The organism is Neptuniibacter sp. QD37_6 (genome assembly GCF_047778085.1).
Taxonomy (GTDB): Bacteria; Pseudomonadota; Gammaproteobacteria; order Pseudomonadales; family Balneatricaceae; genus Neptuniibacter.
In genome coordinates this window covers 1,979,500-2,005,066 of record NZ_CP180550.1, presented here as the reverse complement: position 1 = coordinate 2,005,066, position 25,567 = coordinate 1,979,500, and the positions used below count along the sequence as shown (strand labels likewise).

Annotated in this window: 24 protein-coding genes, 6 tRNA genes and 1 pseudogene; 21 read left to right on the top strand and 10 right to left on the bottom strand. The window is 42.3% G+C overall.

The annotated features are described in order from the left end of the window. Nucleotides 1-5: 5 nt before the first annotated feature. The 3 genes from ACMXYO_RS09595 to ACMXYO_RS09585 all read right to left on the bottom strand — a co-directional run bounded on the left by ACMXYO_RS09595 (nucleotide 6) and on the right by ACMXYO_RS09585 (nucleotide 2,756). Complete coding sequence (locus ACMXYO_RS09595; RefSeq protein ID WP_415888087.1) at nucleotides 6-233, bottom strand: ATP-binding protein; 228 nt, start codon at nucleotides 231-233, stop codon at nucleotides 6-8. 23 nt (nucleotides 234-256) lie between these two features. After that, nucleotides 257-1,333 carry a PAS domain S-box protein gene (locus ACMXYO_RS09590; protein ID WP_415884907.1) on the bottom strand — a complete coding sequence of 359 codons (1,077 nt, stop codon included), beginning with the start codon at nucleotides 1,331-1,333 and terminating at the stop codon, nucleotides 257-259. A 91-nt stretch (nucleotides 1,334-1,424) separates the two neighbouring features. Beyond that, nucleotides 1,425-2,756, bottom strand: coding sequence for a diguanylate cyclase domain-containing protein (locus ACMXYO_RS09585; protein WP_415884906.1), 1,332 nt, complete (start codon nucleotides 2,754-2,756; stop codon nucleotides 1,425-1,427). A gap of 148 nt (nucleotides 2,757-2,904) precedes the next feature. Here ACMXYO_RS09585 and ACMXYO_RS09580 point away from each other — a divergent pair, with 148 nt between their 5' ends. Continuing rightward, nucleotides 2,905-3,822, top strand: coding sequence for a hypothetical protein (locus ACMXYO_RS09580; RefSeq protein WP_415884905.1), 918 nt, complete (start codon nucleotides 2,905-2,907; stop codon nucleotides 3,820-3,822). 67 nt (nucleotides 3,823-3,889) lie between these two features. Further along, the gene (gene cysS, locus ACMXYO_RS09575) at nucleotides 3,890-5,275 is read left to right on the top strand and encodes a cysteine--tRNA ligase (RefSeq protein WP_415884904.1); all 1,386 of its coding nucleotides are present in this window, start codon (nucleotides 3,890-3,892) and stop codon (nucleotides 5,273-5,275) included. Between the two features lie 61 nt (nucleotides 5,276-5,336). Here cysS and folD read toward each other — a convergent pair whose 3' ends face one another. After that, complete coding sequence (gene folD, locus ACMXYO_RS09570; RefSeq protein ID WP_415884903.1) at nucleotides 5,337-6,191, bottom strand: bifunctional methylenetetrahydrofolate dehydrogenase/methenyltetrahydrofolate cyclohydrolase FolD; 855 nt, start codon at nucleotides 6,189-6,191, stop codon at nucleotides 5,337-5,339. A 393-nt stretch (nucleotides 6,192-6,584) separates the two neighbouring features. Here folD and ACMXYO_RS09565 point away from each other — a divergent pair. The 10 genes from ACMXYO_RS09565 to ACMXYO_RS09520 all read left to right on the top strand — a co-directional run bounded on the left by ACMXYO_RS09565 (nucleotide 6,585) and on the right by ACMXYO_RS09520 (nucleotide 12,260). Further along, nucleotides 6,585-6,661, top strand: a tRNA-Arg gene (locus ACMXYO_RS09565). Between the two features lie 22 nt (nucleotides 6,662-6,683). Continuing rightward, nucleotides 6,684-6,759: transfer RNA gene (locus tag ACMXYO_RS09560), tRNA-His, on the top strand. Between the two features lie 20 nt (nucleotides 6,760-6,779). Beyond that, nucleotides 6,780-6,864: transfer RNA gene (locus tag ACMXYO_RS09555), tRNA-Leu, on the top strand. A 26-nt stretch (nucleotides 6,865-6,890) separates the two neighbouring features. Then, nucleotides 6,891-6,966: transfer RNA gene (locus tag ACMXYO_RS09550), tRNA-His, on the top strand. A gap of 19 nt (nucleotides 6,967-6,985) precedes the next feature. Next, nucleotides 6,986-7,070, top strand: a tRNA-Leu gene (locus tag ACMXYO_RS09545). A 62-nt stretch (nucleotides 7,071-7,132) separates the two neighbouring features. Next, nucleotides 7,133-7,217, top strand: a tRNA-Leu gene (locus tag ACMXYO_RS09540). A 320-nt stretch (nucleotides 7,218-7,537) separates the two neighbouring features. Beyond that, complete coding sequence (tig, locus tag ACMXYO_RS09535; protein WP_415884902.1) at nucleotides 7,538-8,854, top strand: trigger factor; 1,317 nt, start codon at nucleotides 7,538-7,540, stop codon at nucleotides 8,852-8,854. 185 nt (nucleotides 8,855-9,039) lie between these two features. Then, nucleotides 9,040-9,666, top strand: coding sequence for an ATP-dependent Clp endopeptidase proteolytic subunit ClpP (clpP, locus tag ACMXYO_RS09530; RefSeq protein WP_415884403.1), 627 nt, complete (start codon nucleotides 9,040-9,042; stop codon nucleotides 9,664-9,666). Between the two features lie 122 nt (nucleotides 9,667-9,788). Next, nucleotides 9,789-11,078, top strand: coding sequence for an ATP-dependent protease ATP-binding subunit ClpX (gene clpX, locus ACMXYO_RS09525; protein WP_415884901.1), 1,290 nt, complete (start codon nucleotides 9,789-9,791; stop codon nucleotides 11,076-11,078). Between the two features lie 72 nt (nucleotides 11,079-11,150). Beyond that, on the top strand, nucleotides 11,151-12,260 hold the full coding sequence (locus ACMXYO_RS09520) for an Hpt domain-containing protein (protein ID WP_415884900.1): 1,110 nt from the start codon (nucleotides 11,151-11,153) through the stop codon (nucleotides 12,258-12,260). 201 nt (nucleotides 12,261-12,461) lie between these two features. Here ACMXYO_RS09520 and ACMXYO_RS09515 read toward each other — a convergent pair whose 3' ends face one another. After that, nucleotides 12,462-13,529: a 3-deoxy-7-phosphoheptulonate synthase gene (locus tag ACMXYO_RS09515; RefSeq protein ID WP_415884899.1), complete on the bottom strand. Its 1,068-nt coding sequence runs from the start codon at nucleotides 13,527-13,529 to the stop codon at nucleotides 12,462-12,464. 303 nt (nucleotides 13,530-13,832) lie between these two features. Here ACMXYO_RS09515 and dsbD point away from each other — a divergent pair, with 303 nt between their 5' ends. Beyond that, nucleotides 13,833-15,659, top strand: a complete 1,827-nt coding sequence (gene dsbD, locus ACMXYO_RS09510) for a protein-disulfide reductase DsbD (protein WP_415884898.1) — start codon at nucleotides 13,833-13,835, stop codon at nucleotides 15,657-15,659. Nucleotides 15,660-15,968: 309 nt separating this feature from the next. Here dsbD and ACMXYO_RS09505 read toward each other — a convergent pair whose 3' ends face one another. Together ACMXYO_RS09505 and ACMXYO_RS09500 are read right to left on the bottom strand one after the other, a co-directional pair. Then, a complete protein-coding gene (locus ACMXYO_RS09505) occupies nucleotides 15,969-16,115 on the bottom strand; it encodes a DUF3081 family protein (RefSeq protein WP_415884897.1) in 147 nt (48 codons plus the stop codon). A gap of 318 nt (nucleotides 16,116-16,433) precedes the next feature. Next, nucleotides 16,434-17,174 (bottom strand): substrate-binding periplasmic protein, encoded by a 741-nt coding sequence (locus tag ACMXYO_RS09500; protein WP_415884896.1) that lies wholly within the window; start codon nucleotides 17,172-17,174, stop codon nucleotides 16,434-16,436. 546 nt (nucleotides 17,175-17,720) lie between these two features. On the opposite strand from ACMXYO_RS09500, the gene ACMXYO_RS09495 reads away from it, so the two are divergent. From ACMXYO_RS09495 to ACMXYO_RS09485, 3 genes are all read left to right on the top strand, one after another. Next, nucleotides 17,721-17,867, top strand: coding sequence for a hypothetical protein (locus tag ACMXYO_RS09495; protein ID WP_415884895.1), 147 nt, complete (start codon nucleotides 17,721-17,723; stop codon nucleotides 17,865-17,867). A 36-nt stretch (nucleotides 17,868-17,903) separates the two neighbouring features. Then, nucleotides 17,904-18,113, top strand: a complete 210-nt coding sequence (locus tag ACMXYO_RS09490; RefSeq protein WP_415884894.1) for a hypothetical protein — start codon at nucleotides 17,904-17,906, stop codon at nucleotides 18,111-18,113. 106 nt (nucleotides 18,114-18,219) lie between these two features. Beyond that, nucleotides 18,220-18,582, top strand: a complete 363-nt coding sequence (locus ACMXYO_RS09485; RefSeq protein ID WP_415884893.1) for a hypothetical protein — start codon at nucleotides 18,220-18,222, stop codon at nucleotides 18,580-18,582. 231 nt (nucleotides 18,583-18,813) lie between these two features. Here ACMXYO_RS09485 and ACMXYO_RS09480 read toward each other — a convergent pair whose 3' ends face one another. Beyond that, the gene (locus ACMXYO_RS09480; protein ID WP_415884892.1) at nucleotides 18,814-18,990 is read right to left on the bottom strand and encodes a lysozyme inhibitor LprI family protein; all 177 of its coding nucleotides are present in this window, start codon (nucleotides 18,988-18,990) and stop codon (nucleotides 18,814-18,816) included. A gap of 178 nt (nucleotides 18,991-19,168) precedes the next feature. Here ACMXYO_RS09480 and ACMXYO_RS09475 point away from each other — a divergent pair. Then, a protein-coding gene (locus ACMXYO_RS09475) for an IS3 family transposase (protein WP_415884722.1) occupies nucleotides 19,169-20,307 on the top strand; the annotation gives its coding sequence in 2 pieces (ribosomal slippage) (nucleotides 19,169-19,406 and nucleotides 19,406-20,307; 1,140 coding nt in all). Between the two features lie 23 nt (nucleotides 20,308-20,330). Here the strand turns inward: ACMXYO_RS09475 and ACMXYO_RS09470 are convergent. Continuing rightward, nucleotides 20,331-20,795 (bottom strand): hypothetical protein, encoded by a 465-nt coding sequence (locus ACMXYO_RS09470; RefSeq protein ID WP_415884891.1) that lies wholly within the window; start codon nucleotides 20,793-20,795, stop codon nucleotides 20,331-20,333. 253 nt (nucleotides 20,796-21,048) lie between these two features. On the opposite strand from ACMXYO_RS09470, the gene ACMXYO_RS09465 reads away from it, so the two are divergent. Then, nucleotides 21,049-21,459, top strand: coding sequence for a hypothetical protein (locus ACMXYO_RS09465; RefSeq protein WP_415884890.1), 411 nt, complete (start codon nucleotides 21,049-21,051; stop codon nucleotides 21,457-21,459). A gap of 512 nt (nucleotides 21,460-21,971) precedes the next feature. After that, on the top strand, nucleotides 21,972-23,087 hold the full coding sequence (locus ACMXYO_RS09460; RefSeq protein WP_415884889.1) for a hypothetical protein: 1,116 nt from the start codon (nucleotides 21,972-21,974) through the stop codon (nucleotides 23,085-23,087). Between the two features lie 97 nt (nucleotides 23,088-23,184). On the opposite strand, the pseudogene ACMXYO_RS09455 reads toward ACMXYO_RS09460, so the two are convergent. Then, nucleotides 23,185-24,224: pseudogene (locus tag ACMXYO_RS09455) on the bottom strand (IS481 family transposase). 240 nt (nucleotides 24,225-24,464) lie between these two features. Between ACMXYO_RS09455 and ACMXYO_RS09450 the strand changes: the two are divergent. Continuing rightward, nucleotides 24,465-24,953, top strand: a complete 489-nt coding sequence (locus ACMXYO_RS09450) for a paraquat-inducible protein A (RefSeq protein WP_415884888.1) — start codon at nucleotides 24,465-24,467, stop codon at nucleotides 24,951-24,953. Then, a complete protein-coding gene (locus ACMXYO_RS09445; protein WP_415884887.1) occupies nucleotides 24,946-25,566 on the top strand; it encodes a uracil-DNA glycosylase in 621 nt (206 codons plus the stop codon). The genes ACMXYO_RS09450 and ACMXYO_RS09445 overlap by 8 nt, the downstream gene beginning before the upstream one ends. Nucleotide 25,567 lies beyond the last annotated feature (1 nt).

Genomic DNA, 25,567 nt, shown 5'->3' with positions numbered 1-25,567 from the left:
TCATTCTAGATGTAGTAAGTGTCATCATCGGCGGTAAGTGCGTAAGGGGAGGTGCTGGGTAAAGTAATATGTAATTCAAATCCACCGTCATTAGGTGATTGAAGCTCGATGCTTCCCCCTAATACACCAGTGACTAAATTAAAAATGATGTAAAGTCCGAGGCCATTACCTCCTTGACCAAACTTGGTGGTAAAGAAAGGGTCAAAGACTTTAGCAAAGTTTTTGGTCGGGATGCCGCAACCGCTATCTGTATAAATTAACTTGATTTTTTTTTGATTACTTGGGCGCAGATTTTAATTTTACCGGATTGCTGCTCAGAGAAAGCATGCATACGGGTGTTGTTGATCAGATTGTCAAAAATTTGTTGTATGGGGGCTGCGAAGCTATTCATAGAAATATGATGAGGAATAAAGTTCTCTACAATTATGGAGGATCTAGATAAGCCTTGAGTTTGTCGGTTTAAAACCTCTTCAACCAATATTCTTAAATGAACTTGGCTCCGTTCATATTCATTGTCATTTGATGAAATTTGCTGGCAGCTTAGAATTAGCTCAGCGGTTTTTGCGGTGCTTTTTGCTATTAAGTTTGAGGATTCAAGTACATTGTTCAAAAAGCTTTCTAACGAAGATTTAGTCATCTCGCCTGAGTTAAGCTGATCTTGGATTCTACAGGTATCAGCCTTAAGAGCTGTGCTGATTGTACGAATGTTGCCAATGGGTGTATTAAGCTCATGGGAAATTCCAGCGACTAATTTACCCAAAGATGCGAGCTTTTGAGTGTTTGCTAGTTTTAGCATGGTCGCCTTAAGTTCTTCATTGGCCTCTTCGAGCTTTACAGAATGATCAGAAAGTGATTCGTTAAGTTGTTGAACCTCGGCTTCCGCATTCATTCTTTCGGTTATATCTATTATTGATTCAATAGCACCGACAGGGCAGCCGTCTTCATCATAGAGTCGTTTAGCGGTGAAATAGAGCCATCTATCAATATTGTTGCCAAGCTTAGGAAAGAAATTCTCAACTTCATACGCATCTTCTATAAACGGTGATTTGCGGTGAATACCAGGATAAAACTGTTCAAGCTGCTCTTTATCGTCATCTAAAATTACATCAGCCAAAATTGGGCGAGGTTCTGGGTAAAAGGTTTTCCATTGGTTTTTTGTTCCCAAAACATCCTTTGCTGGTATGCCGAAGACTTTTTCGCAGGCTTTATTCCAAATGAGAACCCGATGATCGTTGTCGATCACAATAATAGGTTGAGGGTAAGTATGCACAATCTCCTCGAGTAGCTTTTGTTCTTGTGCGCTACTGGGGTTGCTTGGATCAGGGCGAAGCATACTTAGATTCCAAAGTATCAGTCATAGTTTAGTTTTAGACCTGATAGGGAATCTTTTCAAAATAACTTAAATATTTAAAAGGGATTAAACCTTATTTATATAGGTAATAACCGTTACCACCAAGGAACTTAGCAGCATACATCGCTTTATCTGCGTTCCCGATGAGTTTACTACTGTCTTTACCATGGTCAGGGAATACTGCAATTCCGGCACTGGCACCAATAGTGACTTCAACTTCATCGATCTGCATCGGTTGTCTTAAGGATGCAATGATCTTTTGCGAAACGAGTACAGCGCTTTCAATAGAGCTAGTGTCTTCTAATAGAACTGCAAATTCATCGCCTCCCTGGCGAGATACAGTGTCAACTTTGCGCACTGCATTATTCAAGCGCTGAGAGGCTATGGTAAGTACCTTATCGCCAAATGGGTGGCCATATTTGTCGTTGAGCGGTTTAAATTCGTTAAGATCCAGATAAATAACCGCACAAAGCGTTTTATTTCTTTGTGCGTGTTGAACTGCACAAGTTACCCTATCCAAAAAAAGTGCCCGATTGGCTAAGCCGGTTAGAGGGTCGTGAAACGCTAAAAACTCAAGTTTTTCCTGAGTTTGTTTCTGTTCGGTGTTATCTAGGAATTGGCCAATATAGTGGGTTCTTTCACCCTCTTTGTTGAGTACAACAGAAATTTTAATTTTCTCACTAAATAGCTGACCATCTTTTTTACGGCTCCAGGTCTCGCCTTCCCAATAGCCTTTGTATTGCAAATTGCTATTGATACTTTCAATAAATTCAGGCGCTAACCAAGTTGCATTAATAACACTAGCGGGTTGGTCGATAACTTCTCGTTCGGTGAAGCCTGTAAGCCTGACAAAGGCTGGGTTAACCAACGTAATATTAAAATCTATATCTGCGATGACAATAGCTTCGTTGCTATGTTGGACTGCATTCTCAGCTAGTTTACAGATGGAAGGTTGGTCAGTGTTTGGTTGAATAGATCGTTTCATCAGGCCAATGATGCCATTAACCTTACCATGCTTATCTTTGAGTGGTGCTTTACTTAACCAGTAGCTGTGCTGGCAACTGGTGTTAAGGTGCAGTCCTTCTAATTCAACATGCGTTTGTGATAAAAACACTTGAGCATCAGAATCAACCAGTTGGGCGTGTAGGTGTTTAGGAAAAAGTTGTCGATCTGTTTTACCTTTAAGGTCTTTTGCAGGCATATCGAGTAACTCGGCATATGCATCATTCACGTAAAGATACTCAGCACGACGGTTTTTAATCCAAGCAGGATGAGGTAGGGCAGAAAGGATTGATAGTTGTTGCGACGCAATTTGGTTTCCCTCTACCACGGGTGTCCTCATAGGAGTGTTGAGCTGTGCTAGGGAGGGGCCAAGGTCCTGCTGGCCAAATTGGTCGTTATCCATTTCTGGTACATCCTGTTTATTTTTTATACTTTTTTCGAATCCTTACAGTTTTTACTACAAAGGTCTAGTCATATACAGTGCGACTATGTATTTCTGTAGTAAAAGCAGTGAATGTCATCTGTTTTATTGAGAGGTTTAGGTTAATCAAATGAAGTTTTCAGCAGTGGTTTTTTTATCGCTTTTGCTTTGGGGGTGTGCTCAGCAGCAACCGTTGTTAGAACGAGCGCCTGAACCTAAAGCTAAAGGTTGGGATGGTGTGATAGAAGGTTATTCTGTTTGGCCTGATCGTGTGCAAGAAACGTCAGGTCTAGCTTCTCGGGGGGGGGTGTTGTGGACCATCAATGATAGTGGTGATGGACCGTATCTTTATGCGTTAGACCCACAGCACAATATTGTCAAAACAATCAAAGTAGGAAATGCAAAAAATATTGACTGGGAAGAGCTTGCTCAAGATGAAACTTATCTCTATATAGCTGACTGCGGTAATAATCGCGGTAGACGCATTGAGTTACAGATCTATAAAGTTACTTGGAGCGATCTACAGTCTACTCACTCGGGCGGGATTATCTCACCTGAAATATTGAGGTTTAACTATGCTGATCGACCAGAGAAAGTTACACCAAAAAGTCATAACTTAGACTGCGAAGCGCTAACGGTGGTTAACGATGAGTTGTGGCTTTTCACTAAGAATAGGGAAAACGAACAAACTCATCTTTATAAGCTCGATAAGAGTGCGACAGAGCAATCTGTAACATTGACGGAGCGCTTTGATGTAAAAGGTCTGGTGACCGCTGCTGACTACGATCCTGTTACTAAAAGGTTGGCTTTATTAGGATATGCCAAACAGAAGATTTTTGGACATTCATTTCTATGGATTGTTCCTGTGACTGATCGTCCTAATTGGGAGGGTGCACGCAGGACTTATATACAGCCTTATGCTCAATGGGAAGCATTGGTTTGGGACCGAGAGCAGAATGGACGTTTAGTTCTGAGTACTGAGAAAAGTCTTTTATTAGATGTAGGTGTGGGTGAGTTAAATTTAACTGTACCTACTGAGTTTCCTTAGCCGCAGAGTGCTAATTCATTTATACTAACGCCCCTTTTTATTTTTCGAAATTATAAAGTTACGAGTTATGCTTCAAATTTATAACACACTGACCAAAGAAAAAGCTCCGTTTAAGCCGCTAGAAGAAGGCAAAATCAAAATGTACGTTTGCGGAGTGACCGTTTATGACTTGTGTCATATTGGTCATGCGCGTGTCATGGTGGCATTTGATGTTATTACTCGTTTCCTTCGTTCACAGGGGTGGGATGTGGACTATGTCCGCAACATCACAGACGTAGATGACAAGATTATCAAGCGTGCTACTGAAAATGATGAAACGCCTGATCAGCTAACTGAACGTATGATTGCAGCCATGCATGAAGATGAAGCTTCATTATCTGTGCTTCGTCCAACTCAAGAGCCAAGAGCGACAGCGCATATCGGAGATATCATCTCTCTAGTCGAAACACTGGTAGAGAAGGGTTTTGCTTACCCAGCATCCAATGGTGATGTTTACTTCCGAGTTGAACGCTTTGAAGAGTACGGCAGACTAACCAACAAAAATGTTGATGAGCTACGTTCAGGTGCTCGAGTTGAAGTAGATGAAGCTAAAGAAAGCCCGTTGGATTTCGTATTGTGGAAATCTGCGAAAGAGGGTGAGGTTAGCTGGGATTCTCCTTGGGGCTTAGGTCGTCCAGGTTGGCATATTGAATGTTCAGCTATGTCTAAATGCTGCCTTGGCCCAACATTTGATATTCATGGCGGTGGTCCAGATCTCCCATTCCCACACCATGAAAACGAGATTGCACAATCTGAAGCTGCAAACGGTTGTACTTATGTAAATACGTGGATGCACGCAGGTCCTGTACGCGTGAATTCTGAGAAGATGTCTAAATCTTTAGGTAACTTCTTCACGATTCGTGATGTGCTGGAAAAATACAACGCTGAAGTGGTTCGTTTCTTCCTTGCGCGTGTTCATTACCGTACTTATATCGATTACAGCGAGGATAGCTTGAAAGAAGCGCGTGTTATGTTGGAGCGTTTCTATCAAGCACTGCGTGGTGTTGAAATTTCTGATGAAGCACCAGTAAATGATTTTGATGCGCGTTTCGTTGAAGCGATGAATGACGACTTCAACACACCAAAAGCAATCTCAGTTCTGTTTGAGCTTGTGAATGAGTTGAACAAAGCTACACGTGAAAACTCACCAGAGGCAGGTAAACTTGCCGGTCAATTGGTGCGCCTAGGTTCTATTCTTGGTTTGTTGCAGCAAGATGCTGATGCCTTCTTGAAAGGCGAAGACAAAGAGGGTGAGCTTAGTTCTGATGAAATCGAAGCGTTGATTGGTCAGCGTGCGGAAGCGAAGAAAGCGAAAAACTTCGCAGAGTCTGATCGTATTCGTGATGAGCTGGCAGAGCAGGGCATCATTCTAAAAGATAGCCGTGAAGGTACGACTTGGTTTAGGGAAGCCTGAGCCGGTTACTAGCGGAAATAAAAAAGGCAGCCTAGGCTGCCTTTTTTATTGAGTAACAAACTTAAGCGTCTTGCTTGTTTGCCGCTTCTAAAGTGTTTTCCATAAGTGTAGCCACGGTCATTGGGCCTACACCGCCTGGAACAGGGGTAATAAAGCCGGCTTTCTCTGCTGCAGCTTCATAACTCACATCACCGACTAGACGGCCATCTTCAAGGCGGTTGATGCCTACATCAATCACAGTGGCGCCTTCTTTGATCCACTCACCTTTCACAAGACCTGGAATACCAACACCGACGACTACAAGATCGGCACGGCGAACGTGCGCTTCAAGATCTTTAGTGAAGCGGTGAGTTGTGGTTACAGTGCAACCCGCCAGAAGCAGTTCCAATGTCATAGGGCGACCAACGATGTTAGATGCACCAACTACGACTGCTTCCATACCATGTAAGTCTTGGCCTGTAGATTCAAGCAGCGTCATAACGCCTTTTGGAGTACAAGGGCGAAGAACAGGCATGCGCTGAGCTAGACGACCTAAATTGAAAGCGTGGAATCCATCAACATCCTTTTCTGGGCGGATGCGTTCAAGGATCTCATTGCAATCTAGATGTTCTGGTAGAGGAAGCTGTACCAAAATACCGTTAACTGAATCATCTTGGTTTAGTTCATCAACAAGATTCAGTAGTTCCTCTTGAGTCGTTTCTGCAGGCAGGTCAAAAGAGCGGGACTCAAATCCTACATCCTGACAAGCGTTCTTTTTATTACGAACATAAACCTGAGAAGCTGGGTCCATGCCTACAAGTAGTACTGCTAGACAAGGAGCTTTTTTACCGTCGTTGATACGCTGCTGAACACCTTCAGCAACCTGACGGCGAACATCTGCGGCAATTTGCTTACCATCAATAATCTGTGCGCTCATTTAAAGGGAGGGTCCTTTATTAAGTTTTATCTGGGGTGAATTCTCTCATGGTTGAGTATTTCGTCCAAGCGCCTTTTGTGAATTAGCTATATAAGTAGGTACAAGTAATTGAGTAGTAAGCGAGTAGGCGTGCATTTACATCAAAAAGGTGAAAGAGCTGGCTAGAGCATCAATCCGATCAATTTGATAGCCAAAAATGGGATAACTGCTTGATAAATAGCCAGTTATTGGTTGTTAGATGATCAATCTAAAACTTTTGAAATAAAAGATAAAAAAAGTGTTGACGGCAAAATTTAGGGTGTATATTATGCGCACCTCCTCAAGACGAGGCGGCCAAAACAAAGCGCTAGACGCTAGTTAAGGCCAAAGTCTGAGGTCTGACAAGTGAGTCGGGCGCCTATAGCTCAACTGGATAGAGCAACGCCCTTCTAAGGCGTAGGTTCCAGGTTCGAGTCCTGGTGGGCGTGCCATTTGTTAGAAAGAGATTTGATGGTGGATATAGCTCAGTTGGTAGAGCTCCGGATTGTGATTCCGGCGGTCGTGGGTTCGAGCCCCATTATCCACCCCATTAAATCTCTTGTGTAGTCTGCGGACGTGGTGGAATTGGTAGACACGCCAGATTTAGGTTCTGGTGCCGCGAGGTGTGAGAGTTCGAGTCTCTCCGTCCGCACCATGTACTACACAAAAACGATCGTTATGGTGGGTATAGCTCAGTTGGTAGAGCTCCGGATTGTGATTCCGGCGGTCGTGGGTTCGAGCCCCATTATCCACCCCATTAACGATACACATAGATTGCGGACGTGGTGGAATTGGTAGACACGCCAGATTTAGGTTCTGGTGCCGCGAGGTGTGAGAGTTCGAGTCTCTCCGTCCGCACCATTTACAACGAAGCGTTGTTTTGGTGTAATCAGTTTCAAGCTATGTGTAAAAAAGATCTATCTGCGGACGTGGTGGAATTGGTAGACACGCCAGATTTAGGTTCTGGTGCCGCGAGGTGTGAGAGTTCGAGTCTCTCCGTCCGCACCATTGATTGATCTTTATTCCTTCTTATATCAAAAGCTTCTTCTGGCTTATAAATACCTTGCTTTGATTTTGTCTCTGTGTTTTTCTGCTTATAAAAGCCATTTCTAGCTTATTTGTTGATCTAAGTGATCTGTCTAATAATAATTTTCATTTCTTATACGTTATTTTGCTTACTAAACTTGACTAATTAAGCTGCTTGCCGGAGAATTTCGCGCTTTGATTTTGCTCGAAATTTACGAGCGGCTGTGCAGATCAAGCAGCGTTAGCAATACGTCGGTCTGTTGAAGATTATTGATTCAAGCATTTTATTTGTGAGGCATTACATGCAAGTTTCCGTTGAAACGACTTCTGGCCTAGAGCGCCTGTTGAAGGTTTCCGTACCAGCAGAGCGCATCGATCAGGATGTTAACAAGCGTATCCAGCAGACTGCACGTACAGTACGTATCGACGGTTTCCGTCCTGGTAAAGTACCTGTAAAAGTTGTTAAGCAGCGTTACGGTAAAGGTATTCGTGAAGAAGTTCTTGGCCAAGTAGTTCAGGAAAGCTTCTACCAAGCGCTTCAGCAGGAAGAGATCAACCCAGCTGGCACGCCTGCAATCGAATTCACAAAAGATGTTGAAGGTGAAAACCTTGAATACACTGCTAAATTCGAAGTTTACCCAGAGATCGCTCTGGCTGATTTCTCTAAAGTAGAGATCGAAAAGAAAGCGGCTGAAGTAAACGATGCTGATCTTGATCAGATGATTGAAACGCTACGTAAGCAGCAAGCTGAGTGGAACGAAGTTGAGCGCGCAGCAGCTGAAGGCGATCGCGTACGCATCGATTTCGAAGGTTTCATCGACGGTGAAGCATTCGACGGTGGTAAAGGCGAAGGCATGGACCTTGTTCTAGGTTCTAACTCAATGATTCCTGGTTTCGAAGACGGTCTAGCGGGCGCTACTGCAGGTGCAGACGTTGAGCTAAACGTTACGTTCCCAGAAGAATACCAAGCTGAAAACCTTCAAGGTAAAGACGCTGTATTCAAAGTAAAAGTACACACTGTTTCTGAGCAGGTTCTTGCTGAGCTAAACGAAGAGTTCTTCGAGAAGTTTGGTCTAGAAGAGAAGACTGAAGAAGCTTTCCGCGCTGAAGTTCAGAAGAACATGGAGCGTGAGCTTAAGCAGGCTCTTAAAATGAAACTTAAAGATGCTGTATTCACTCAGCTTCTAGAAGTTAACCCAATCGAAGTACCAGCTGCACTAATCGATGGCGAAATCGACAACCTACGCCGTCAAGCTGTAATGCAGTTTGCGGGTCCAGATTCTGATATGGATCCAAACATGCTTCCAAAAGAGATGTTTGCTGATCAGGCGGACCGTCGCGTTAAGATCGGTCTTCTTATGCAAGAAGTGATCAAAGTAAATGAACTAGAAGCTGACGAAGCTCGTGTTAAAGAAACACTAGAAGAGATGGCTGAAACTTACCAAGATCCTCAGCAAGTTATCGATTGGTACATGGGTAACGAAGAGATGCTAGGTCAGATCAAAGGTCTAGTTCTTGAAGAGCAGGTTGTAGATAACCTACTTGAAGCTGCTACAGTAACAGACGTTACTGTTAGCTACGAAGATGCAATTAAGCCAGAGCAGGGTGCTGCAGCTTAATTAACGCTCTTCTGAAGTAAAAGTCACTACTGTAAAAGCGACAGTTAGCGAAAGCTGGCTGTCGTTTTTTTTGTTTTTAGCGCCTGATAAATGCAGTGTTGTTGGTTAAAGCTATTGCCTGAATTAATCAACGTAGTATTATCGAGTGCTTGTGTTTAGGTTATTTCCGTTTTAAGGAGTGATACATGGCGGATTTTGGTAAAGGTGGCTCAGATATTTTGAGTAGTCTAGTGCCTATGGTAGTAGAGCAGTCGGCTCGTGGTGAGCGTGCATACGATATCTACTCCCGTCTGTTAAAAGAGCGTGTGATCTTTCTTGTAGGTCCTGTAGAAGATCATATGGCTAATCTGGTTGTTGCGCAGTTGCTGTTCCTAGAAGCGGAGAACCCGGATAAGGATATTCATCTCTATATTAATTCCCCGGGTGGATCTGTAACTGCTGGTATGTCTATCTATGACACTATGCAGTTCATCAAGCCAGACGTGAGCACAATGTGTTTGGGTCAGGCAGCGAGTATGGGTGCATTCCTACTGGCCGGTGGTGCTGAAGGTAAGCGTTTTGCGTTACCTAACTCTCGTGTAATGATTCATCAGCCGTTAGGTGGATACCAAGGTCAGGCAACTGATATTGAGATTCATACCAAAGAGATTTTGAGTATTCGTCATAAATTGAATACGTTGTTAGCAGAGCATACAGGTCAAGATCTAGAAACGATCTCTCGTGATACAGATCGTGATAACTTCATGGATCCTTACGCTGCTAAAGAATACGGTTTAATTGACGAAGTGCTTGATCGTCGTAACACTGATTAAGCCTGAGTAGAAATTGTTACTATAATCATAAAATTCACCCTGTTTGTTTGTATAAGGGTTGAAATGTGAAACAGAGTTGCAATATAGGGTATAGCCCTGATAAAGAATTATGAGGAAGTCGAATGACCGACGAAATCAAAGGTAAAGATGGCGATGACAGCGGTAAGTTGCTGTACTGCTCATTCTGCGGAAAAAGCCAGGATGAAGTACGTAAGCTAATTGCTGGTCCGTCCGTTTTTATCTGTGACGAATGTGTTGATCTATGTAACGACATCATTCGTGAAGAGATACAAGAAGCAGAGCCTCAGGAAGAGAGCGATCATCTGCCGACTCCAGAAGAGCTAAGTGCAGCTCTGGATGAATATGTTATTGGCCAAGATCGCGCTAAGAAAGTACTGGCTGTAGCGGTATACAACCATTACAAGCGTCTACGCTTCCAAAAGAGCAGCAATTCAGACGTTGAGCTAGGCAAAAGTAATATTCTTCTTATCGGCCCTACGGGTAGTGGTAAGACCCTGCTTGCTCAGACACTAGCACGCCTATTGAATGTGCCATTCACTATTGCTGATGCTACTACGCTAACTGAAGCAGGTTACGTAGGTGAAGATGTAGAAAACATCATTCAAAAGCTTCTGCAGAAGTGTGATTACGATGTAGAGAAAGCTCAGCTTGGTATTGTCTACATTGATGAGATCGATAAGATTTCACGTAAGTCTGATAACCCATCCATTACGCGTGACGTTTCGGGTGAGGGTGTGCAGCAGGCGTTACTTAAGCTGATTGAAGGTACGGTTGCTTCTGTTCCTCCACAAGGTGGTCGTAAGCACCCTCAGCAAGAGTTTTTGCAGGTAGACACGTCTAATATCCTGTTTATCTGTGGTGGTGCATTTGCTGGCCTAGAGCAGATTATTCGTGATCGTTCAGAGAAAGGTTCTATCGGATTCAGCGCTGTTGTTAAGAGCAAAGATGAAGAGAAAACGGTTTCTGACAGCCTTCGTGAACTAGAAGCAGAAGATCTGGTTAAATACGGTCTGATTCCTGAGTTTGTAGGTCGTCTACCAATGGTAGCAACACTTGCTGAACTCGATGAAGAAGCGTTGATTCAGATTCTGACTGAGCCAAAGAACAGTTTGACTAAGCAGTATGCTGCACTATTCGATATGGAAGGCGCTGAAGTTGATTTCCGTGAAGCTGCTTTAAAGGCGGTTGCACGTAAAGCGCTTGAGCGTAAAACAGGCGCACGTGGTTTGCGTTCAATCATGGAAGCTACGTTACTAGATATTATGTATCAGTTGCCTTCTATGGAGAATGTTAGCAAGGTTGTGATAGATGAGGGTGTGATCGAGGGTGATAACGATCCTATCCTCATTTATGAGAACACAGATCAACCTAAAGTGATGCCTGAAGAATAAGTATTCAATAATATGTTATAAAAAAGGATAGCTTTGCTATCCTTTTTTTGTGGCTAATCGAAATGGTGAATAATGTCGGAAGCGAATGATCAAGGGTTTCAGCATCTAAGTGATGAACTTAAAACTGAGTTCTACTCTAGCGTTAAGGAAGCGATGGAGGAATTAGATCACTGTTTTAGTTCTTTGAACTGCAATTATGATCCTGAAATTGTGAATCAGATGTTTAGGGCGGTACATTCTGTTAAAGGTAACTGTCATATGGTGTTTCTCGACAGTATTGCTGATGTCTGCCATAGATTAGAAGATTTAGTAGATCAATTTAGAAAAGGTAAGCTTTTCTATACACCCGTTCAAGGTGAGTTTATCGCTTTTGTATTTACTCGCTTAGAGCAGTTGGTGGCTGATCGAGTCAATGGCATTGCCATTAATTCATCTGACATTGATCTTCTGGAAAAGGGTGTGCTGCAGGTTTTAAAGTCAGACCAGTCATCACGTGACGATGCGGCTCAAGCCACCTTAGAAAGCTTTTCAGGCATTCTGACGGTGACTCAAAGTATCAATGATAGTGTCTTAGATAAACTCGAAGCACAAGAGCAGTTAAAAGATTTTGATGATCTTGGTTTTATGGAAAAGATTGCCAAAATTTTGCAGTCTAAGTCCATCCAGCAGCAAGGAGATTTATCCAAACTTATTTCGATAGGCTCTTCATTAAATAAGAAATTAGAATATCCAGAAAGTGATGATCAGCTGATGGCTGCATTTAGCTTCCAAAATTTGGGCAGTAAATTTGTTCCATCCCCAGTTTTTGATATAGGGCTCGAATCAGCTGAATGGGAAAAAGCAAAAGCTAAAGAGCAGCTGGAGTTGTCTGCTGGTTTTTTAAAATTAGGTGGCAAATGGCTAGGGGCATCAAAGCTGATTGAGTGTAGTTTTGAACGTTTTGATGGTCGCGGTCCCTATGGCAAGAAAGGAAAAGATATTCCAGCAGGTAGTATGATTCTTTCAATGCTGAAGTTTTATCAGCAAAATTATCTCCGATTGAGAAAAGACCACAAGCCGAAAATCGCGGTCGCTAAAACAATCAGTCGTATCAATAGTGAAAGCGGTTATCGATTTGATCCAAAGTTTGTTGAGTTGCTAACCCAATTGGGGCATTCAGACCCGCATAAATTAACGTTGTAACCCATAAAGGCTATATGGGTTATTCCATATTGGTAAGCCAAGTTAGATGAGGCAAACTGTATTTGGTTTGAATCTGACTTGCAGGGCAAATGCCGCAGGAGCAATTAGAATTTGATGGTGATGGAGAAGTATATATTCTCTCCGAAAACTAAAAAAACGCATGGGTTACCCTATGCGCTTTTTTGTGGAGAGCTGAGTTTATTAGCGATTAGCTAATGCAGGCTTCAGCTTCTCGTTCATCTCAACTAGGCACTTCTCAGTAGTTTCCCAGTCGATACAAGCATCTGTTACAGATACGCCGTATTCTAGTTCGCTTAGATCTGCAGGGATAGACTGGTTGCCCCAAGCAAGGTTACTTTCAATCATTAGACCAACAATAGATTTGTTGCCATCAATGATTTGGTTAGTCGCATTTTCAGCTACAAGTGGCTGAAGAGCTGGATCTTTGCTTGAATTTGCGTGGCTGCAATCAATCATAATGTTGTTTGCTAGGCCAGCTTTATCTAGTGCTTGTTCGCAAAGCGCTACGTTTACAGAATCGTAGTTTGGCTTACCGCCGCCGCCACGAAGTACAACGTGACCGTATTGGTTGCCTTTAGTGTGTACAATAGAAACTTGACCGCTCTCGTTAATACCTAGGAAGCGGTGTGGTGCGCTAACGGATTTAAGAGCGTTTGTCGCAACTTCTAGGCCACCATCGGTACCGTTTTTGAAGCCTACAGCACAAGATAGACCAGAAGACATCTCGCGGTGAGTTTGAGACTCAGTAGTACGTGCGCCGATTGCAGACCAAGAGATCAGATCCTGCATGTACTGAGGAGAGATCGGGTCTAATGCTTCAGTTGCTAACGGTAAGCCCATTTCGGATAGATCTAATAGAAGTTTACGCGCAGTGTGCAGACCTTTTTCGATCTCGAAAGAGTCGTTTAGGTCTGGATCATTAATTAGGCCTTTCCAGCCTACAGTTGTACGTGGTTTTTCAAAATACACGCGCATAACCAGATACAAGGAATCTTTTACTTTTTCCTGAAGCTCAACCAGTTTTTTACCATACTCGATCGCTGCTTCTGTATCGTGAATAGAGCAAGGGCCCACGACAACGAATAAACGGGGGTCCTTACGGTCAAGAATATCACGAACAACAGAACGGCCTTGCATTACTGCTTGGGCTGCTTTCTCAGAAATTGGCATTTCAGCCTTAAGCGCATCTGGGGAAATCAGAACGCTATTTGATTCGATATTTAAATCTTCAACACGTGTATCGGTCATTAGTTCTTATCCTACAATAGAGAGCTATTTTACGTTATTGAGCGCTTTTAGCGCTGTGGCTCTCTAGACTCTTTGTCAATGTGTCGCTTGTTTTACCATAAACCTATGAAGGTTATAAGTATGCAGATGGTCTATTCTGCGCCAAATCAAAACAATGGCAGTTGTTTCTACTAATTAAAGTGCTTTTACGAGTGCTGTTCGATAAAAAAGGCGTGGTAAACTAAGTAAATCTGATTGATAACGAACTGTTGGGCATAAAAGTTGTCAATCAAGCGTCTGCGAGATTAATCCATAGGAAACGCTGTGTTGTATCTATTGAAACGAATTTTTTGGTTACAGTTTTTACTTATCTTATCTGTAGCTTCCCCGACTGTGACAGCGGGACTATTTGATCAAAACCCTTTTGGTGAAAAAGGCCCTGTTCAGGTAGAAAAAGCGTTTGTCTTCGGGCATGTACAAGAGGGTGATACTTTGAAGCTTATCTGGCATATGCCAGACGAGTATTACCTCTACAGAGACAGGATAGAGCTAAAAGATGGCGAAACAACCCAGATCATTTCGCGCAAGAATGCACCAGCTGAATTAAAAGATGACCCACTGTTTGGTCAGGTATGGGTTTATTACGACCGCGCTGAGATTGATCTCTCGCTGCTCAGCAAAGTCGATCCAGCAAAAGACGACAAGCTAACCATTACCTATCAAGGTTGTTGGGACGGTGGTGTTTGTTACCCACCGGTCACAAAAGAGATCGCAATAACAGCATTTACCCCTTCTCAATCAGCTGCTGATCTGAGTAGCGCACCAGCAACTGCTGCAACGATGCAAACCATTAATGCACCTGCAGTCACAGAGCAGGATCGTTTTGCGAAGATGCTTTCTCAGGGCAGCTTAATCGTTACGCTAGGCGCGTTTTTCGTAGCAGGTTTAGCTTTGTCCTTAACTCCTTGTGTCTTTCCGATGATTCCAATCCTATCCAGTATCATTGCTGGTCAGGGGAAGCATGTATCGACTGCTAAAGGTTTTGGTCTGTCTCTTGTCTATGTACTAGCCGTATCGATCACTTACACCATCGCTGGTGTGCTCGCAGGCTTGTTTGGTGAGAATGTTCAAGCGCTTTTCCAAAATGCTTGGATTATCGGCAGCTTCAGTTTGATCTTCGTTTTACTCTCTTTGTCTATGTTTGGTTTTTACGAGCTGCAACTGCCCAACAGTATTCAGACCCGTTTAAGTCAGGCGAGTAATAGTCAGAAGGGAGGCACGGTTGCCGGTGTGGCGATTATGGGCTTCCTGTCGGCATTAATTGTCGGTCCCTGCATGGCGGCTCCTTTGGCCGGTGCATTGATCTATATCGGCCAAACAGGTGATCCGTTCCTAGGTGGCAGTGCACTATTCGTGATGAGTTTAGGTATGGGTGTGCCGCTACTATTGGTTGGCGCTTCTGCAGGTAAATTACTTCCGCATGCTGGTCTATGGATGGACAAGGTCAAAGCGGTATTTGGTGTGCTGCTCCTATTGATGGCTGTTTGGATGCTTGATCGTATCGTTCCTACCGTCGTTTCCATGTGGTTAACAGCAATTATCCTCGTTGTTTCGGCTGTTTACATGGGTGTGCTGGCTAAGGCTAAAACAGCCAAAGAGAACCTTGCGAAAGGCTTAGGTCTTATTATTTTGCTTTACGGCCTGTCTTTAATGATCGGTGCGTTGGCAGGTGGTAATAGCTTTAGATACCCACTAAAAGCATTTGCAGGTGACCAATCTGCACAAGCTGAGGTTCTACCTTTTATAAAAGTGACAACGCCAGAAGCGCTTAGCAATGAGCTACAGATCGCGAAAACCAATGGCCAGCCCGTGATGTTAGATTTCTATGCTGATTGGTGTGTCGCTTGTATAGAGCTTGAGGTGGTTACCTTCGCTGACTCGCGTGTGCAAAATGCTTTAGCACCATATCGTGTAATAAAAGTAGATGTCACAGCCAATGATGAACCGGCTAAAAAGCTAAATAAAGATTACGAACTAATCGGTCCACCAGCACTAATCTTCTATGATCGCGAAGGTACAAAGCTCGACCATAAAACCCTTATCGGTGTGGTGCAGCCAAATGATTTTCTAAATCATATTCGCGATATCTAAAGGGGTAATCGAATTGTGAAAATGATGATCTGATAATTCAAAAGCCTTGCTAATTAGCAAGGCTTTTTATTTTGGTTCACGTGCCCGAAGTTCGTTAATTTCAGATTGTTGTAACATAGGTTTATTAGCGTTTGATAAAGGGAGCTCAAAGTTTATCTTTATATCTTAGGTAGGTTAGCCGAGTTGACGCTTGTAATAAATGCGGTCTATTTTATGTGGAAGTGCTTCAAACTGAGATCTTTGATCAAAATTCGTTTGGAATTTATTGTGGCAAAATAAGTTAAGCTCTACTTCGGAATCGAATAAGGTCTATGAATATCCATCACGATCATTTCGAGTTTGTATGCCGGAATAGACATAATGACCGGACGACATCTTCTCACCTTTATTGAGAATGCAGTTAAATACACTGAGTGTTTTAACAATATCTAATTTCAAGACATCTTCAATTTTCATTACGTTATCCATTAAAAAAACGAGTCGAACAAATTTGCCAGAGTCTAACAGGGGTATCTAGTAAGGTAAGTCTAACGCACTAATTACCCAAAGCTATGTATGAAAGGTTATTGCTAATAGTGATCGCTACGCTTTCATACCGATTAGAGCAGATATGTTAAATCTGTCACCAAATCGCTAGTTTCAATTAGTTTCTATCAATCGAGTAATTCTATCACCCAAAGAGTTTACGCTTGAATTTTGAATATGGATCAGTGTGATATGGTGCGCGCTAATAGGCTCAGAAGAATCAATGATGTCATGTCTAATAAATCTAAATCACTGACAGTGTCGAGTTTCATTAATAAATTTTTCATACATCGAACTTGATTTGAGTTTGTCTAAGCTATTTTGCCAGCGCTGAACTTCTGAGGTTGGAGTACTTTTCGACATAGCAATATAAAGTTCGGTTGAATGAATTGATATACCTGTGGATTCAATAGTTTCAATGTTGATCTTTTCTTTTGCGAGTAAGCAAGGTAAAGCTGCCTTACCAAGTGCCAAATATTCTGCTCGGTTACCTAAAAGCATTTTTAGACTAATGCTTGGGTTAGTTGTATAGGCCAGATTTCTATAGCCTTGTTGTGTAAGTATTTTTTCTTCAGGGTAGTCCCTCGTTACTAAGACTAGTCCATATTGTTTAATCGTTGTGGGAGAAGGGGGAGGGGTACCTATAGTTTTTTTTCGGAAGAGTAAAATCTCATCTGAATAAAATGGACCTACCCATTGAAACCAATCTTCTCGCTCTGGCGTGCGTGCAACAGAGAAAAGCACGTTCCAATTTTTAGTTCTTGTATTGTGAACAGCTCTGGCCCAAGGAAGCATCAGTATCGGGGAATCAATTGCAAGATCGTCCAGCATCCAATGGATAATATCCAACGCCATGCCATCGATCTCTCCGTTTGGGAGTTCATAGGCATAAGGGGCAAAGTCTTCGGTTTGAATTTGATAGAGAGGCGATGAATGAACCGAATAACTAAAGAACAAGATGTGAAAATACAAGAGTATTCGGTACAGCATTATTAAACCTTATTGGCTTAGAACGGTTAGCTGCATCCTGCGCAATCGTAGTGTTGGCGGAAATATCCGTACTTGGCTTTTTAATAAATATTTACAATAGATTTCTTTACCATAGTAGATTTTACTCAGTGACTTTGCTAGTGAGTGATTAAGATTACCAAGACTGAAACAAGAATAAAGTAAGGCTGTTTCCCCTAACTGGTTTGCAGTTAACTTGAAATGAAATCCTCTAAACTTATTTAAGATGAATTTAATTCTGGTCTTTTTTTTGATCTGCTTGTTCAGGGTGCAGTATCGAGTGTTGATAATTAATTAAGCAACTTAAGCTCTGAAGGTACAGAACAATGAAAGAAACAATTACTGCATTCATGTGCGCAGCTTGGTTAACTTTTGGTTCACTAACACTACGCTGAAGAATGTACTGACGATCTCGGGACAATTGTCACTGAACTGGTTGAGTTAAATGAAAACGGTGCAACAGCTGGCGAGTTCGATTTTCTGATTGGTGCCGTAACGGCGACCATTGGTAGCACAAATTTATTTGATGTGCTGACTGATGAAGATCGAGAAGTAACGCTTTTTGCCCCTAATGATCAAGCATTCTTGAATACAGCCGTAGCGCTTGAAGAAGCAGGTTTACTAGATCTATCCGGCGTAGACACGTCAAGCACAGTAGAGGTTGTTAATGCATGAGCGGGAGCACTTACACTCAATGGTGTAATTGAGGTATTGGCTTACCATGTTTCCTTTGGTGAAAGAACGTCTAAGTATGTGGTTAAACGTGATGGTAAAACCATAAGAATGGCAAACAAAGAGTTCGTGAATGTTAATGGTCTTAGCATTAATGATTCACCTCTGGATCTAGGATATATCGATATTCCTGCATGCAATGGTGTGATTCATGTGATCACTCAAGGTGTATTGATCTTAAGTAACTAAAAGCCTATGACAAGCCTGCTAGATTAATGCAGTTGTTTTAGGCTCTCTCATTTTTCTTCGTAGGCTTGATAATCCAAACTAGATTAAAGAATGTATGGGTGATCCCATGAAACTAAAGCTAATAAAGGATTTAAAAAATTATAGAGCAGTATTTTATTGGTGTAATTCAAAAGGAAAAAGACACAGTCCTATGCTACCAACATTGGTTCATGCATATGAGTGGCACCTTCTATTTCAAAGATGTATCTACAAAGGGAAAGAGAGGCGGAAGGACGGTGTTGATAGGAGACTGGGGTATCTTCTTGAAAATAAAACTAGGAAAAATGAAAGAAGATTCAAGAGTAAAGGTCGGCGATTGATTGATACTGCTTTTTACATCAGTAAGGATCTTTATTCGGAAAAAATTGAAGCCCTCAAAAAACTAACAGTTGAAAGTAATAATGATTCTTACGAAAGAAAATCAGCTTAGTACACTTTTAATAGTTTTAAATATTTTTATTAGACATCGATACCGTGGGGGGGCATTTTCTAGAATCTGATCCCCCAACGATTACAATTTTTATTACAGAGTCCTAATTTGGGGCTGAGGGATTGCGGCGTCGAAGTGAGATAGATAGGTTGCCCTGATTTCAGAGGTTCTATCATCTGTTTTATCTATCATGCAAAAAATAGATGCAAAGGCTTTCTTTTTACCTTCTTCTCAAATTGCATAAATAGAATCGCAATGTGATGCAACGTGCGTTTCCCAATCTTTTTGAGCAAGCTTGATACTTTCTATAGCCGAAGAATTTTGAGCATGTAACTCATAGGCTGCATCCAAATACTTTGTCATTTGGTGGTGTGCAACTTCGAGTTTAATAGCTGCACATCGATTCATCTGGATGCTGGTTTTAGCATCTTCACAGTTCTTAGCAGAAGCGTGAGGCGAAAGCAGGAATGTTAGGCTCAATAAGCTGGAAATAATGAATTTATATATGTGTCAGTCTCAATTGGTAAGCCCCCAGTTCTCTAGACACCTCATAGATATATAATCGACGAAAATAATGAGGTGTACGATGCGCGGAAAACGTTACCCAGAAGAATTCAAAATCCAAGCGGTTAAGCAGGTCACGGATAAGGGCTATACGATTACTGATGTCGCTGAGCGACTCGGTGTAACTTATAAAAGCCTTTACGCTTGGGTGCAAAAATACAGCCAGCCCGATAGCTGCCGACAAGCGGATGATGCCCAGTCCGCTGAGATCAAAAAACTCAAAGCTGAATTACGCCGCGTCACTGAAGAGCGTGACATTTTAAAGGAAGCCGCGGTGTACTTCGCAGGGGAGTCAAAGAAAAGTACACGTTCATAAAGTCGCGACTCAAGAAATTTCGTGTAGCCGTCATGTGTCGTGTATTGGCTGTCCATCGCAGCGGCTTTTACGCATGGTTGAAGCAACCTTTTAGCCCTCGAGCACGCGAAGACCAACGCTTAGCAGTAAAGATTAAACAGTTTTGGCTTGAAAGCGGCTGTGTGTATGGTTACCGCAATATCACTATCGATTTAAAACGAGATGGTGAGCTATGCGGAAAGAACAGAGTGCATCGTATTATGCGTAGCGAAGGTTTGTCGGCTGTCCGTGGTTATCGCCGTCACCCTGGTTTCAAAGGAGGAAAACGACACCCTGCTGCCGAAAATATCCTTAATCGAGCATTCGAGGTCACTCAGCCTGATCAAGTGTGGGTAACTGATTTCACATACATTAGAACCTACGAAGGTTGGTTATATCTCACGGTAGTGATTGATCTGTTCTCACGTAAAGTCATCGGTTGGACGATGAAAAGCTCACCCAAAACAGACCTCGTTATCGATGCGTTACTGATGGCTATTTGGGGTCGAAGACCAACAACAAAGGTTCTTGTTCATTCAGATCAAGGGGTTCAATATACCTCAGGTGACTGGCGTAGGTTCCTTAAGGATCATAATCTGGAAGCCAGTATGAGTCGTCGTGGTAATTGCCATGACAATGCTGTTGCGGAGTCGTTTTTTTCGTTACTCAAAAAGGATCGAGTTCAACGGAAGATTTACAGAACACGCGATGAGGCTAGAGCTGAGATATTTGATTACATAGAAGGTTTCTATAACCCTCGAAGAAATCATGGTACTAATGATGGGCTGTCACCAGCGGAAGCTGAAAGGCAGTTTTTTAGAAACTAGAAAGTGTCTAGAATTTTGGGGTCTTACCACTCTTTGAAAGACATTAGAGTAGATTCCATTTTATGGCCATTAGCATTAAACCAATCCATTACAGCTTTACTTTGATCTTTTCCATAAATGTGGTGGGAGTAGTTCATAACAACGCCAGCCTCGTTCTCTACGCGGATTAAGAACATGTTAGCTTCTGAACTTTTGTCACTCGTTGTCATTGTCGCTAGAAGGAAAAGGCTCGGATCTCGTGGATCAGGGCCCGCGATCGCTTTAATAATCTTACCTTTGCCGTTGTATGCAGCTAAAAACTTTTCTGCGAAAGGTTTTAAATCAGATTTGGTTTTAACTTCTTCTGAGAAGGTGAAGGAGATCATATCTTTGTATGAAGAAAGGTCCGCTTGGTCAGTAGGCGTATATTGGTGTGCCGAGCTTTCAGTCGCTCTGTATGCGTATTCATCACCGTTAAAGGTGACTGCAGGTGGCTTGGCTGCATGCATGAGCGGTAGAGGTGCTAACTAATACAGGTGCGATTGAAGCGAGTATCTTTTTCAAAATTCCTGTCCTTTTTATATTTATGATTATGATGTCTTCTGAATCCTGTTGATCAATTAAAAAAGATTTAATCAGTGTTGGCAGACTTCCCAGTGGGCATGGAATGCTAAAGTAAGCTTTATACTTACCAAAGTACTAGTCTTATTTTGGGTGTGAATAGAAGTGGTTTTTGTCTTGAATGGGCGAAGGATGTAAGGAATGCTTGATCAGACAAATCTTAGCTTTATAGTGGTATCAGAGCATATCCTTTATGAGGGAGAGGTTATTAAGTTCATGACAACTATGGCTAAGAAAATACAGAGCACGCTGGTTATTCTAATAACATCATATATGCCTATTGCTTTTGCTTCAGATGCCGAACAGGGTAAAGAGCTATACGAATCAGTTGCTTTGGAACGAACGATCCGAGGGGAGGTTTACACCGATGCTAATTGTGAGACGTGCCATAGCTCGGATATCTATATTCGTCCTAATCGTCGTGTTAATACCTATTCAAGATTAGAAGCCCAGGTTGAGATGTGTAACACCATGTTAGATGTTGGTTGGTTTCCTGATGAGGTTTCGGCTGTAGCGACTTACCTTAATCAAAAATACTACAAATTCGATTAGATCATTTCTCTTTTTCTAAAGCCGCATTCAGCGGCTTTTTTTAATCCCGTTTAATTCCTTTGATATTCAATGTGATAGCGGCCCGCTTTTTGCTGATCCTTAGGTTACTCAAACGTAATTAGTCGAAGCGAACAGCGTAATGTTGGATTAGAAAATGAACATAAAACAGCCTGAATTTTCGATGGCTAATATGGGCTATTCTATTTCAGCCTATGTATTCCGCGGCTTTCAGCAAGGGAGGTAGTGGTCATCAGGAAGTCTCTTTTAATTTTTTAACCTAATACAAGCATTCTTATCGGAAGAACTGTCTTGGCATTTGCTCGGGCAGCAGGTGAGTTTTGCCTAACGAATTCAGATTTAAGGCAAAAATTTTCCGCTGAGGATTAATAACCGATTTTTTGTTTTTGTTATTTACAAAAACTGGTTTCTTGCGCCCTTAAGAATTAAATCACGCTTTCATAAATTTGAACGGCGAGGGTTAATTGACGCAGAAAATCAGCAAGGAGAGAACAATGATTATTCAGACAAGTAATGTACATATGAGTGCTGAGCATCAGAAAACGGAATATAGCTCTCAAACCAAAATGATTGATTGGGGGAGTGATGGTAACCAATTTCTTGCCCAGTTAAGCGAAGCAAAATCATTTATTAGTCAGGATCAAAGCAGCTTTTTCAGCAGCATTGATTTAGGTCAGCAGTCCTCAACAGAAGGTGATGATCAGTTTCAGGGTAATTCGATTTTAGTGCTTACCGATCAAGGCTTGCAATTTAGAACTGCTGAAAAAGAGTCAAACATTGCAGAGCAAAGAGAGATTACCAAAGCCAGACTGTGGCAAAGTTTATTAAATGCTATTAACCCGAAACACATACAAACCGACATCCCCGATGATGTAGAGATACCGGATGCTGATTCTATTCCGAGTGAAGATGGAATAGGCGGTGTACCCATGCAGCTGCAACCTATAAAGATGGAGATGTCGTTTAAGGTGACCGAAACCGTTGAAGAGTACGAGTGCTCCAGTTTCCATAGCTGTGGCATGGTAACGACGGCTGATGGTAGGCAGATTGAATTTGATCTGAACTTAGAAATGGAGCGGAGTTACTCAGCTACACGTGAGTTTGAGATGACAAGTGTCGTGGAGTTTACAGATCCACTGATCCTTAACTTCGAAGGTAACCATGCCGATCTTTCTGATGAAAAGTTTGAATTTGATCTTGATGCTGATGGTGATAAAGAACTCATAAGTTATCTGACCGGTGAAAGTGGCATGCTTGCTCTAGATAAAAATGAAGACGGCATTATCAATGACGGTACAGAGCTATTTGGTGCTTTAACGGGTAATGGCTTTGCCGATCTAGCCCAATATGACGAGGATGGTAACAACTATATCGATGAGGGTGATTCTATATTCGACGATCTTCTTGTATGGCATAAAACAGAAGATAGCGATTACCTAGAATCATTGGCTGATAGTGGTGTAGGGGCGATCTATTTAGGCTCAACAGAAACGCCCTTCGATATTAAAGGAGAAAACAACCAGGAGAATGGCCGAGTCCGCTCCAGTGGTTTCTACTTAACTGAAGCTGGTGATGTTGGAACGGTTCAGCAGATTGATATGGCGGTTTAGCGTCGACTCAATTGCAGGCTAAATACTGAGTATATTTAGCTGTACTAGCTCAGACCTGATCTGACAGTTACCCGTTCTTTCCAGTGCTACTGTCAGATTAGATTTGGGCTAAATTCTTTTCAGCCCAAATCTGTTTTCCATCAAGCAATGTTTCCAGTGGCGTTCTGCCACAGCACATTTTCCCCTGATGAGTTCGTTCATTGTTGTAATAATCCAGCCATTCGTCCAGATCTTTTTGCAGTTCTTCCAGTGAAGCATAGAGCTTTTTACGGAACGTAACCTGATAAAACTCGTTCAATATCGTTTTATGGAAGCGCTCACAGATACCGTTAGTCTGTGGGTGTCTCGCTTTGGTTTTCGTGTGATCAATATCGTTGATGGCGAGATATAGCTGGTAATCGTGCTGCTCAACCTTGCCACAGTATTCCGTGCCTCGATCAGTCAGGATACGCAGCATAGGCAGCTCCTGAGCCTCAAAGAATGGTAATACACGATCATTCAATACATCGGCTGAGGTAATTGGGGTTTTCGTCGTGTAGAGCTTAGCGAACGCTACCTTGCTGTACGTATCAACAAAGGTTTGCTGATATATCCTGCCAACCCCTTTTAGATTACCCACGTAGAACGTGTCCTGAGAACCCAGATAGCCAGGATGATGCGTTTCTATTTCACCGCAGGCTTCGTCATCTTGTTTCTTCTTCTCAAGCGCAGCCACTTGGTCATCCGTCAGAATGATACCTTCACTCGCAACCTTTGCTTCCAGAGCCGAAAGGCGCTTTTAAAGTTTTCTAAGTTATGACGTAGCCAGATGGAACGAACACCACTGCCCGATACAAACACGCCAGCTTTACGCAGTTCGTTACTGGTTCGGGCTTGGCCATGAGCGGGGAAAGCTATCGCGTGTTCAATGACGGCGTTCTCAATCTGCTCATCTACACGGTTTTTGACATTGGGCGTTCTGCGAGATCGGTTGATCAGTGAATCAACACCGCCTTCCTCAACAAGTTCCTGATAGCGATAAAACGTATCACGGGAGACACCCATTACTTTGCAGGCTTTTGAGACGTTTCCAAGTTCTTCCGCAAGGTTGAGTAAGCCTGCTTTGTGTTTAATGATGGGATTGCTAGTATGCAACATGAGAGTTACCTTTGTTTTGATTTAAGATTTCAGCACCTTTATCAAAACGGGTAACTCTCTCTTTCTTAAGAAGATATGTCAGATTAGGTCGAGACTAATTCAATTTAGCCTGCGCCTTTACACTAAATCTTTAGATCACACAGTTAAATAACACCTTAAAACAACACTCAGAAGTGTTTCGTTTGTACTATGACAACTATGGATTGGTATACTTGCGTCAATTTGTTTTGAGGCCCTTTCATGGATAGATTCACCCCTTTATCTTCATCCCAGTCTTTGTGGCTCAGAATAGCTTTGATCTTTACAACGATCTGTCTGGCTGTTGGGCTGTTTAGTCCGATGATGACGATGAGCAAGTTCTATTTCTTCGAGAGTTCTTTTTCTGTAATTGGTGGCGTACACAGTCTTTTAAATGAAGGGCATCTGATCCTAGCGGCTTTAGTCTTTCTCTTTAGCGTAGTTCTACCGCTGGTTAAGTTATTTTTGTTATTTAGATTAACAGCACCAAGCGATGAAATATCTGCTAAACAACGTAAATTGCTTGGCTTGATGCATGATTACGGCCGCTGGGCGATACTCGACGTGATGGTGGTTGCGGTATTATTGGTAACTGTAAAACTCGGGGCTGTAGCGTCAATTCAGATTCACTGGGGGCTTTACGTATTTGGTCTAGCCGTTGTATTGATCATGTTTTTAACGCATAAACTTGTGACTTTGTTAAATGCCTAATCTAGACAGTTTTTACACAAAACTTAGCAAGCGTAAAAATACCCTTACTGTGTTCAACCCCTATAGGGATGAAAACAAATTAGAAAACCTAAAGCGATACATCGAACTGGCCTTTGAGCAATCGGGACCAAGGATTCTTTTAGTCGGTGAAGCTTATGGTTTTAAAGGTGGACGTTTAACTGGCATCCCATTTTCCAGTGGTAAATTATTTGATGAGGTTGATCATCCTTTTTTGCAGCAGTTAAAGCCAAAAATTGAGCTTAACCCTAATACGCTTACTGCTGAGAATACAGCCTCTATTGTCTGGCGCTATCTGTGTTCACAAGAAACAGTGCCGCTTTTCTGGAATTCGTTCCCTTATCATCCGCATCCTTCGCGTATTCAAAAAAAGAATAGGGCACCATTAAAAGCTGAAATAGAAGAAGGTTTAGAGCTGTTACAGATGCTGATGGATGTTTATCAGCCCGATGCGATTGCAGGGTTAGGTCGTAAAGGAACGGACTGTTTACAAAAAGCATTTCCTGATCAAGATATCCGCTATATACGTCATCCCTCTTATGGCGGTAAATCTGATTTTATTGATGGTATGAACGGACTCTTTTCACAAGGTTAAG

What these genes read in the sequence shown, in the direction of transcription:
- ACMXYO_RS09590 (WP_415884907.1), bottom strand. Translation starts at nt 1,333, where the DNA reads ATGCTTCGCCCTGATCCAAGCAACCCCAGTAGCGCACAAGAACAAAAG.
- ACMXYO_RS09585 (WP_415884906.1), bottom strand. Translation starts at nt 2,756, where the DNA reads ATGGATAACGACCAATTTGGCCAGCAGGACCTTGGCCCCTCCCTAGCA.
- ACMXYO_RS09580 (WP_415884905.1), top strand. Translation starts at nt 2,905, where the DNA reads ATGAAGTTTTCAGCAGTGGTTTTTTTATCGCTTTTGCTTTGGGGGTGT.
- cysS (WP_415884904.1), top strand. Translation starts at nt 3,890, where the DNA reads ATGCTTCAAATTTATAACACACTGACCAAAGAAAAAGCTCCGTTTAAG.
- folD (WP_415884903.1), bottom strand. Translation starts at nt 6,191, where the DNA reads ATGAGCGCACAGATTATTGATGGTAAGCAAATTGCCGCAGATGTTCGC.
- tig (WP_415884902.1), top strand. Translation starts at nt 7,538, where the DNA reads ATGCAAGTTTCCGTTGAAACGACTTCTGGCCTAGAGCGCCTGTTGAAG.
- clpP (WP_415884403.1), top strand. Translation starts at nt 9,040, where the DNA reads ATGGCGGATTTTGGTAAAGGTGGCTCAGATATTTTGAGTAGTCTAGTG.
- clpX (WP_415884901.1), top strand. Translation starts at nt 9,789, where the DNA reads ATGACCGACGAAATCAAAGGTAAAGATGGCGATGACAGCGGTAAGTTG.
- ACMXYO_RS09520 (WP_415884900.1), top strand. Translation starts at nt 11,151, where the DNA reads ATGTCGGAAGCGAATGATCAAGGGTTTCAGCATCTAAGTGATGAACTT.
- ACMXYO_RS09515 (WP_415884899.1), bottom strand. Translation starts at nt 13,529, where the DNA reads ATGACCGATACACGTGTTGAAGATTTAAATATCGAATCAAATAGCGTT.
- ACMXYO_RS09505 (WP_415884897.1), bottom strand. Translation starts at nt 16,115, where the DNA reads ATGAAAATTGAAGATGTCTTGAAATTAGATATTGTTAAAACACTCAGT.
- ACMXYO_RS09500 (WP_415884896.1), bottom strand. Translation starts at nt 17,174, where the DNA reads ATGCTGTACCGAATACTCTTGTATTTTCACATCTTGTTCTTTAGTTAT.
- ACMXYO_RS09485 (WP_415884893.1), top strand. Translation starts at nt 18,220, where the DNA reads ATGAAACTAAAGCTAATAAAGGATTTAAAAAATTATAGAGCAGTATTT.
- ACMXYO_RS09480 (WP_415884892.1), bottom strand. Translation starts at nt 18,990, where the DNA reads ATGAATCGATGTGCAGCTATTAAACTCGAAGTTGCACACCACCAAATG.
- ACMXYO_RS09470 (WP_415884891.1), bottom strand. Translation starts at nt 20,795, where the DNA reads ATGCATGCAGCCAAGCCACCTGCAGTCACCTTTAACGGTGATGAATAC.
- ACMXYO_RS09465 (WP_415884890.1), top strand. Translation starts at nt 21,049, where the DNA reads ATGCTTGATCAGACAAATCTTAGCTTTATAGTGGTATCAGAGCATATC.
- ACMXYO_RS09460 (WP_415884889.1), top strand. Translation starts at nt 21,972, where the DNA reads ATGATTATTCAGACAAGTAATGTACATATGAGTGCTGAGCATCAGAAA.
- ACMXYO_RS09450 (WP_415884888.1), top strand. Translation starts at nt 24,465, where the DNA reads ATGGATAGATTCACCCCTTTATCTTCATCCCAGTCTTTGTGGCTCAGA.
- ACMXYO_RS09445 (WP_415884887.1), top strand. Translation starts at nt 24,946, where the DNA reads ATGCCTAATCTAGACAGTTTTTACACAAAACTTAGCAAGCGTAAAAAT.